Below are 8,136 nucleotides of genomic sequence, written 5' to 3'. Positions count from 1 at the left end.
TTCCAAACACTCTGAAAAAACCCGTGCATATGCACGGGTTTTCCTATTAAATTACTTCTTCTTTGTTGGAGCAATAATTTCACTCTCAGGTTTTCCTGCATTAATACGCTGACGAACAGTACTTGTACTAATATCGTATGCTTCAGCAATCTCTTTAACAGTCATTTCTTTCCCATTAATCACTGCTGTTAATACTTTACCTGTACGTTTTGGAGCTGCTTCTTTCTTTGCAGCTTCTTTTTTAACTGGTTTCGGCGCCTCTACTTTTGTCGCAGCTTGCTTTACATCACAAGTGCAACCACAAAGTTTACGGAATGTATCATCGCTTATAATGCGTGATACGTTTGCACCACTGTTTAAAATTCTATTGTTCTTACAGACAGGACATTGTACATAATATAAAGTTTTTCCATCTAAAGGAAATGTTTGTATAATAAGATCCATGTTGACTCCTTTCATATCTATGAAGATAATCATCGGAATATGAGTGTGTAATAAGGACAAAATCGCCTTACCCCATACTTTATGATTGGTTTTAAAATAAAAACTCGTTACGTGTTGGTAACGAGTTCTCCAATCTCCACTTATATGCGCTGTTGTCAATTATATCTGGAGGAGGTAGAGGGATTCGAACCCCCGCGCGACTCTCGCCGCCTGTCGGTTTTCAAGACCGATCCCTTCAGCCAGACTTGGGTATACCTCCATATTGACATCAAATATAATATCAAAAGAAAAACAGTTAGTCAACCCTACTAAAATAAATTATGAGGAAAGGAAAATTTTACTTCCCCTCTCCTACATTACAGTACTGACAGCGCTCATAATTACCAATCACTCATACCGATGAATGTTTAAATTTACTTAATAACTGATTTTCCTCCCATATAAGGGCGAAGAACTTCTGGAATTATAATTGTACCATCTTCTTGTTGGTAGTTCTCTAAAATAGCTGCCACCGTACGTCCAATTGCAAGACCAGATCCATTTAATGTATGAACATGTTCTGGTTTTCCGTTTGTTTCACGACGGAAACGGATATTTGCACGTCTCGCTTGGAAAGCCTCAAAGTTACTACAAGAAGAAATTTCACGATATGTGCCATAGCTTGGAATCCATACTTCAATATCGTATTTCTTCGCTGCTGTAAATCCTAAATCGCCTGTGCACATGCTCATAACGCGATATGGCAACTCTAATAATTGTAACACGCGTTCTGCATCATTTGTTAGTTTTTCTAACTCTTCATAAGAATCTTCTGGTTTTACGAACTTTACAAGCTCTACTTTATTGAACTGATGCTGACGAATTAAGCCACGTGTATCACGGCCAGCTGAACCTGCTTCAGAACGGAAACAAGAGCTAAATGCAGCATATCGTATAGGCAATTGCTCTTTATTTAAAATTTCATCACGGTGCATATTCGTTACTGGTACTTCAGCTGTTGGAATTAAGAAGTAATCTTCACTTTCAATACGGAATGCATCTTCTTCAAACTTCGGAAGTTGTCCTGTTCCTGTCATGCTTGCACGGTTTACCATATACGGAGGTAATACTTCTTCATATCCATGCTCATCAGTATGAAGATCAAGCATAAAGCTAATTAAAGCACGCTCTAATCTTGCGCCGGCACCTTTGTAAAATACAAAACGGCTTCCTGTTACTTTCCCAGCACGCTCAAAATCTAGAATTCCTAAATCTGTAGCAAGATCCCAATGTGGTTTTGGTTCAAAAGCAAATTCTTTCACTTCTCCCCAAGTACGTGCTACTACATTATCATCCTCTGTTTCACCAACTGGTGCAGATTCATGAGGGATATTTGGAATAGATAGCATTAATTTTTCTAACGCTTCTTCAACTGTACGAAGTTCATTATCAAGGTCTTTTACTTTCTCACCAACTTCGCGCATTTCTAGAATTAAAGCTTCCGCGTCTTGCTTTTCACGCTTTAAAACAGAGATTTGTTGAGATACTTCGTTACGTTTACTTTTTAGTTCCTCTGTTTGAACAAGTAACTCTCTTCTTCTCGTATCCAGTTCTTCAAAGCGACCAAAATCAGTTAAATCTTCGCCTCTATGCTGTAATTTTGCTTTTACTTCTTCAAAATTCGTACGTAAAAATTTAATATCAAGCATTCTATACTCCTCCTTTTATTTTACAAAACACAAAAAACTCCCGTCCCTATACAAAGGGACGGGAGTTAACCCGCGTTGCCACCCTAGTTGAAAGCATTACCGCTTTCCTCTCAAGTAGAAATAACGGCTCTTCACCGGGAATGTTTACTAATCATAAAGATATTCCACATTCCATTCCAGGATGGATTCACAAACTGTTTCTATCGATTTCCACCAACCATCGACTCTCTATAAGAAACGACATTTGTTACTATTTCCTATCAACACGCTTATTTTATAAAATTGTTACCATCAATTTACTATAATCTTATACAAGTTGCAAGTTACTTATACAACTTTTTTCATTTTCGCTTCTTTTACCATTTCGACAAAGTATGCTGTCACACGATGATCATCCGTTAATTCTGGATGGAATGAAGCAGCTAGAAACTGATCTTGTCTTACCGCTACCATTCGATCACCATGCTTAGAAAGTACTTCCACATTATCAGCTACATTTACGACATATGGAGCACGGATAAATACACCAACAAAGTCCTCTCCCACACCTTTAATTGAAAGTGCGGCTTCAAAGCTATCCTTTTGGCGTCCAAACGCATTGCGCTCAACTGTAATATCCATAGCACCAATATGTGCTTCTTCATAGCCAATAAGTGTTTTCGCAAGAAGAATCATACCTGCGCATGTACCAAACATTGGTTTACCAGACTTCGCGAATGTACGAAGCGGTTCCATGAAAGCATACTTATCAATAAGACGGCGCATTGTTGTACTTTCACCGCCTGGTAAAATAAGACCATCAATCTCTTCAAGTTGCTCGATACGCTTTACAACAACAGCTTCTGCACCACTTGCTTCAACTGACTTTATATGCTCACGAACTGCACCTTGAAGACCTAGTACACCGATTTTCACCATCTTAAAGTTCTCCTTCAATTACCATCCACGCTCTTGCATGCGTTGTTCTGGTAATAACGTTGAAATTTCGATACCTTTCATTGCATTACCTAATCCTTTAGAAAGGCTTGCAATTAGTTCATAATCTTCGTAATGAGTCGTTGCTTCAACGATCGCACGTGCAAATTTCTCTGGGTTTTCTGATTTAAAGATACCAGATCCAACAAATACACCATCAGCACCAAGTTGCATCATTAACGCTGCATCTGCTGGTGTTGCTACACCACCCGCTGCAAAGTTTACAACCGGCAAACGACCAAGGCGTTTAATTTCAAGTAGTACTTCATAAGGAGCTCCAGTATTTTTTGCATACGTCATTAACTCATCTTCACGTAGACTTGCAACTTGACGGATTTCTGCATTGACTTGGCGCATATGACGCACTGCCTCTACAATGTTTCCTGTTCCTGGTTCACCTTTTGTACGAAGCATAGATGCACCTTCTGCAATACGACGTGCAGCTTCTCCGATATCACGGCAACCACATACAAACGGAACTGTGTAATCACGTTTATTTAAATGGTATACTTCATCAGCAGGAGTTAATACTTCACTCTCATCGATATAGTCTACCCCTAATGATTCTAATACACGTGCTTCTACAAGGTGACCGATACGACATTTTGCCATAACCGGAATTGACACCGCACCCATAACTTCTTCAACAATTGTTGGATCAGCCATACGAGAAACGCCACCTGCTGCACGAATATCTGCTGGTACACGCTCTAATGCCATAACGGCAACTGCGCCTGCCTCTTCTGCAATTTTTGCTTGTTCAGCGTTAATTACGTCCATAATAACGCCGCCTTTTTGCATTTCTGCCATTCCACGTTTTACACGTTCTGTCCCTGTTACATTTGTCATGTACAAAAACCCCCCTAGGTGAATTGCTTTCCCCCGTTATAGGCGAAAATTAAGAATACTCTTACATTCTACCACTAACTATCAGATGCTTGTCTACTACTTTTTCATAAAGTCGGTATGAAAAATAGGAATAAAAAAAAGCCCCTACCATGAGGAGCTCTTAAAACCAACCTTTTACTGTATCAACAGCACTATTCCACATATCACTAAAGAAAGAACCAATTCCACGCATAGAACGAGTAAACCAATTGGCTTTTTCTACTTCAGATTTTGTTACAAGATCTACTTGTAATGACTTACCAGATAAAAATCCAGGATCATTCGTATCTTTTGATGTGATTACCACTTGACCGAGCGCAGTACCCTTTTTAATAGGTGCTTCTTGTTCCTTATTGGATTCTTTTACTTCTGTTTTATAAACATCTTTACTTCCTTTTGGTACTGGAAGTGAAACAGCTTGTTTTGTTTGAACTGCTACATCTTTATCTTTTGCATTATCTACTCTTACTGTCTCATTTCCTTTTACTGAAGAACCTTTGTCATACATTTTCTTCATTTCAAAGTTAGCAAAGCCATAATCATATAATTTCTTTGTCTCATCAAAACGTGCTGTATGAGAATTTGTTTTAATAACTACAGAAATAAAACGCATTCCGTTTCGTTCAATCGTACCAGCAAAGCAATCCCCTGCCTCTGGAGTCGATCCTGTTTTCAGGCCATCTACACCATCATATTCTTTAATTAAGCCTTTTAACATCCAGTTCCAGTTCGACATTTTAAAGTTCTCTTTTTCTGGACGGAAGAACTTTACCGGAATTTTCGCTGTATCTAACACTTTTGGATAATCTTTAATTAAATGCTGCGCTAAAGTAGCAACATCCTTCGCAGACATTTTATTTTCTTCATCCGGGTTTGTACCTTCAGGATGCATTCCTTTTAAATCTTTATTCGTTAAACCTGTAGAATTGACAAATTTATAATTTTTCAATCCTAGTTCTTTCGCTTTATCATTCATCATTTTTACGAAATCTACTTCTTTGCCTGCAATTGCTTCTGCTAATGCAATTGTTGCACCATTTGCAGAAAAGATTGCCATTGCCTCGTATAACTCTTTTACTGTATAAGAGCCACCATTTTCTAATGCAACGTTTGATAAGGAAGCATCTTGTGAAACCTTATATGCATATTCAGAAACCTTAATTTTCTGATCCCACTTAAGTTTTCCTTTATCCACTGCTTCGTGAACTAAATATTCACTCATCATCTTTGTCATACTAGCAATTGATAATAATTCATCTGCATTCTTTTGATATAAAATTTTCCCAGAATTTGCTTCAACTAAAATTGCCGCACCTGCTTCAATGTTTAAAGCAGCTCCTGTTTCTGCTGATGCATTGCTATATGGTAACAACATACTACAAGCTAGTGTAAGCATTGTTACTAATGCAATGAATCTTTTGCAAAACATACCTTTCACTTTTGCTACCCCCAATATCTATGTACTCACATAACCGTTATTCTAACATAATCAAAAAAAAATAGACAGAGATATCAAATCTCCGTCTATTTGTATATAAGACATTATAATGAGTAGTTTGGAGCCTCTTTCGTAATTTGTACGTGATGAGGATGACTTTCAAGTAAACCAGCACCTGACATACGAATAAATTGTGCATTCTCACGTAAGAATTCTAAATCTTGTGCTCCACAGTATCCCATACCTGCACGTAATCCACCAACTAATTGATGAACTGTATCTGCTAAAGGTCCTTTATAAGGAACACGACCTTCAATACCTTCTGGAACAAGTTTTTTGTTTCCTTCTTGGAAGTAACGATCTTTACTTCCTTTTTCCATCGCTCCGACAGAACCCATACCACGATATACTTTAAATTGACGACCTTGGTAAATTTCAGTTTCTCCAGGGCTTTCAGCAACACCAGCAAACATGCTACCTAACATAACAACGTGTGCTCCTGCTGCTAAAGCTTTAACCATATCACCAGAGTACTTAATACCACCATCAGCAATTACTGGAATGCCGTGTTTACGAGCTTCTGTTGCACAATCATAAACTGCTGTTAATTGTGGTACACCCACGCCAGCGACAACGCGTGTCGTACAAATAGAACCTGGTCCGATACCTACTTTAACTACGTTTGCACCAGCTTCGATTAATGCTTTTGTCGCTTCAGCAGTAGCAACATTTCCTGCGATAATATTTAGTGATGGATATTTCGCACGAACTTCTTTTACTTTATCGATAACACCTTGAGAATGTCCATGAGCCGTATCAAGAACGATTGCATCGACCTGTGCTTTTACTAATGCATCGATACGAGTCATAGCATCAGCTGTTACACCAACCGCGGCTCCAACTAATAAGCGTCCTTGCTTATCCTTTGCAGAGTTTGGAAATTCAATTACTTTTTCAATATCTTTTATTGTAATAAGCCCTTGTAATACACCGTTATTATCAACGAGAGGGAGCTTTTCAATTTTATACTTTTGTAGGATCTTTTCAGCTTCTTCCAGTGTAGTACCAACTGGAGCTGTAATTAGCTGTTCTTTTGTCATTACGTCAGAAATTTTGATTGAGTAGTCTTGGATGAAACGCATATCACGGTTTGTAATAATACCAACTAATTTTCGTTCATCTAAATTATTTACAACTGGTACACCTGAAATACGATATTTTCCCATAAGATGTTCTGCATCATATACTTGATGTTCTGGAGTTAAAAAGAATGGATCTGAAATAACGCCGCTTTCAGAGCGTTTTACTTTGTCAACCTGCTCTGCCTGTTGCTCAATAGACATATTCTTATGAATGATACCTAAACCACCTTGGCGAGCCATTGCAATAGCCATATCTGCTTCTGTTACTGTATCCATTCCTGCACTAATTAACGGGATATTTAACTGTAAGCTTTCAGATAAAACTGTTTTAACACTTACTTCTCTTGGTAGTACATCTGACTTTGCTGGTACAAGTAATACATCATCAAAAGTCAAACCTTCTTTAACAAATTTAGATTCCCACATAATTGTTCCCCCCATGATACCAGAAATTATTATTAGTAGCTTATCAATTGGTTAAAATACTGTCAAGAAAGTATATATATGTTAGAATTTTTAGACAATAAAAGGAGCGTAATATATGCATCATTCAACTTGTACTTGGCAGCAATTAAGTTTCTTTTTTTCATCTCAAAATGTACAACGTTATCTTGCCCGTTGTTATGAAAAATCCTCCATACAAGATGCTGAAAAAAAGAGCTTTGAAAATTGTTATCCCTTTATTTACTACTTAGAACATGGGAAAAATTATTATGAATTATATAAAGCATCCCCATTTTCTATTCAGCCGATGTTGCTGTTTTATGGGATTAGTCAACTATTTAAAGCATGCTTACTAACTATCGACCCTAACTATCCAGAATCCACTACTGTTTTAGCTCATGGCGTTACGACTCGCAAACGAAAAAAACAAGGCTATCAATTTTTAGAAGATGAGGTAAAGGTACAAAAAAATGGATTATTTACTCATGTTGCAGAACAACTATTTCACATGAAACACCTAGAAGCAGAAAAATTTAACATGTTAGACTTAATGGGAACCATTCCCGAATTACAACATTTATTTCGCTATGGTCAAAAAGGATCAACTTTATATAAAATCGATTCAACAAATAAAAATGAACTCTCTTTTTCAGTCAATATACTAGATCGACTACATATGACTACAGAGAGATTTTCACGTTACATTGAATCCGCTTGTAAGCACTTATCCATACAACAAACCCCTGAAAGGACGAGTGACTTGAATATACTTTTTACAGCACCTATCGATTCATGGAATCCTATGTATAGTACTCCTTTGTACTACGAGTACCTTGCGGATACTTATTACTTACCGCTTACAACCGATCCTAGAAATCCTAAGCCCGTATTACCTGAGCTCCTTGTTCATTATTTATTGCTCTATAATTTAAGTATGATTTCACGATACGAAACAGATTGGTGGTATGACTTGCTTGGAAGTTATAACTCCGAAGACTATCCATTTATTTATCAATTTTTAAATATTTCTGCTCAAAAAATCCCTTATTATATTTCAGCATTTTTATTATCAGAACCGAATCTATTTCATGGGAAATAAAAAAACACGAGTCAAATG

At 37.3% G+C, this 8,136-nt stretch carries 7 protein-coding genes, 1 tRNA gene and 1 other annotated feature; of the genes, 1 reads left to right on the top strand and 7 read right to left on the bottom strand.

Translation table 11 applies throughout. The annotated features are described in order from the left end of the window. Positions 1-51: 51 nt before the first annotated feature. The 7 genes from COE49_RS15580 to guaB form a co-directional block, all read right to left on the bottom strand. The gene (locus tag COE49_RS15580) at positions 52-444 is read right to left on the bottom strand and encodes a sigma factor-like helix-turn-helix DNA-binding protein (protein ID WP_140417546.1); all 393 of its coding nucleotides are present in this window, start codon (positions 442-444) and stop codon (positions 52-54) included. Positions 445-610: 166 nt separating this feature from the next. Next, positions 611-703 (bottom strand) — tRNA-Ser (locus COE49_RS15575). 154 nt (positions 704-857) lie between these two features. Beyond that, a complete protein-coding gene (gene serS / locus COE49_RS15570; RefSeq protein WP_088233324.1) occupies positions 858-2,132 on the bottom strand; it encodes a serine--tRNA ligase in 1,275 nt (424 codons plus the stop codon). Positions 2,133-2,183: 51 nt separating this feature from the next. Continuing rightward, positions 2,184-2,405 (bottom strand) — a binding site (T-box leader). A 54-nt stretch (positions 2,406-2,459) separates the two neighbouring features. Beyond that, on the bottom strand, positions 2,460-3,050 hold the full coding sequence (gene pdxT / locus COE49_RS15565; RefSeq protein ID WP_098253005.1) for a pyridoxal 5'-phosphate synthase glutaminase subunit PdxT: 591 nt from the start codon (positions 3,048-3,050) through the stop codon (positions 2,460-2,462). An 18-nt stretch (positions 3,051-3,068) separates the two neighbouring features. After that, the gene (pdxS, locus tag COE49_RS15560) at positions 3,069-3,956 is read right to left on the bottom strand and encodes a pyridoxal 5'-phosphate synthase lyase subunit PdxS (RefSeq protein ID WP_000186157.1); all 888 of its coding nucleotides are present in this window, start codon (positions 3,954-3,956) and stop codon (positions 3,069-3,071) included. 160 nt (positions 3,957-4,116) lie between these two features. Beyond that, on the bottom strand, positions 4,117-5,424 hold the full coding sequence (locus COE49_RS15555) for a serine hydrolase (RefSeq protein ID WP_141556631.1): 1,308 nt from the start codon (positions 5,422-5,424) through the stop codon (positions 4,117-4,119). Positions 5,425-5,537: 113 nt separating this feature from the next. Beyond that, a complete protein-coding gene (gene guaB, locus COE49_RS15550; protein ID WP_000264081.1) occupies positions 5,538-7,001 on the bottom strand; it encodes an IMP dehydrogenase in 1,464 nt (487 codons plus the stop codon). Between the two features lie 115 nt (positions 7,002-7,116). On the opposite strand from guaB, the gene COE49_RS15545 reads away from it, so the two are divergent. After that, the gene (locus tag COE49_RS15545; protein ID WP_088233321.1) at positions 7,117-8,118 is read left to right on the top strand and encodes a YaaC family protein; all 1,002 of its coding nucleotides are present in this window, start codon (positions 7,117-7,119) and stop codon (positions 8,116-8,118) included. Positions 8,119-8,136: the final 18 nt, after the last annotated feature.

It is taken from the genome of Bacillus sp. AFS029637, from assembly GCF_002584985.1.
GTDB lineage: Bacteria > Bacillota > Bacilli > Bacillales > Bacillaceae_G > Bacillus_A.
This window is presented reverse-complemented; position numbering and strand designations above follow the sequence as displayed.

Coding starts and splice junctions, on each gene's coding strand:
- pdxT (WP_098253005.1), bottom strand. CDS start 3,050: ATGGTGAAAATCGGTGTACTAGGTCTTCAAGGTGCAGTTCGTGAGCAT.
- COE49_RS15545 (WP_088233321.1), top strand. CDS start 7,117: ATGCATCATTCAACTTGTACTTGGCAGCAATTAAGTTTCTTTTTTTCA.
- COE49_RS15555 (WP_141556631.1), bottom strand. CDS start 5,424: ATGTTTTGCAAAAGATTCATTGCATTAGTAACAATGCTTACACTAGCT.
- pdxS (WP_000186157.1), bottom strand. CDS start 3,956: ATGACAAATGTAACAGGGACAGAACGTGTAAAACGTGGAATGGCAGAA.
- COE49_RS15580 (WP_140417546.1), bottom strand. CDS start 444: ATGGATCTTATTATACAAACATTTCCTTTAGATGGAAAAACTTTATAT.
- guaB (WP_000264081.1), bottom strand. CDS start 7,001: ATGTGGGAATCTAAATTTGTTAAAGAAGGTTTGACTTTTGATGATGTA.
- serS (WP_088233324.1), bottom strand. CDS start 2,132: ATGCTTGATATTAAATTTTTACGTACGAATTTTGAAGAAGTAAAAGCA.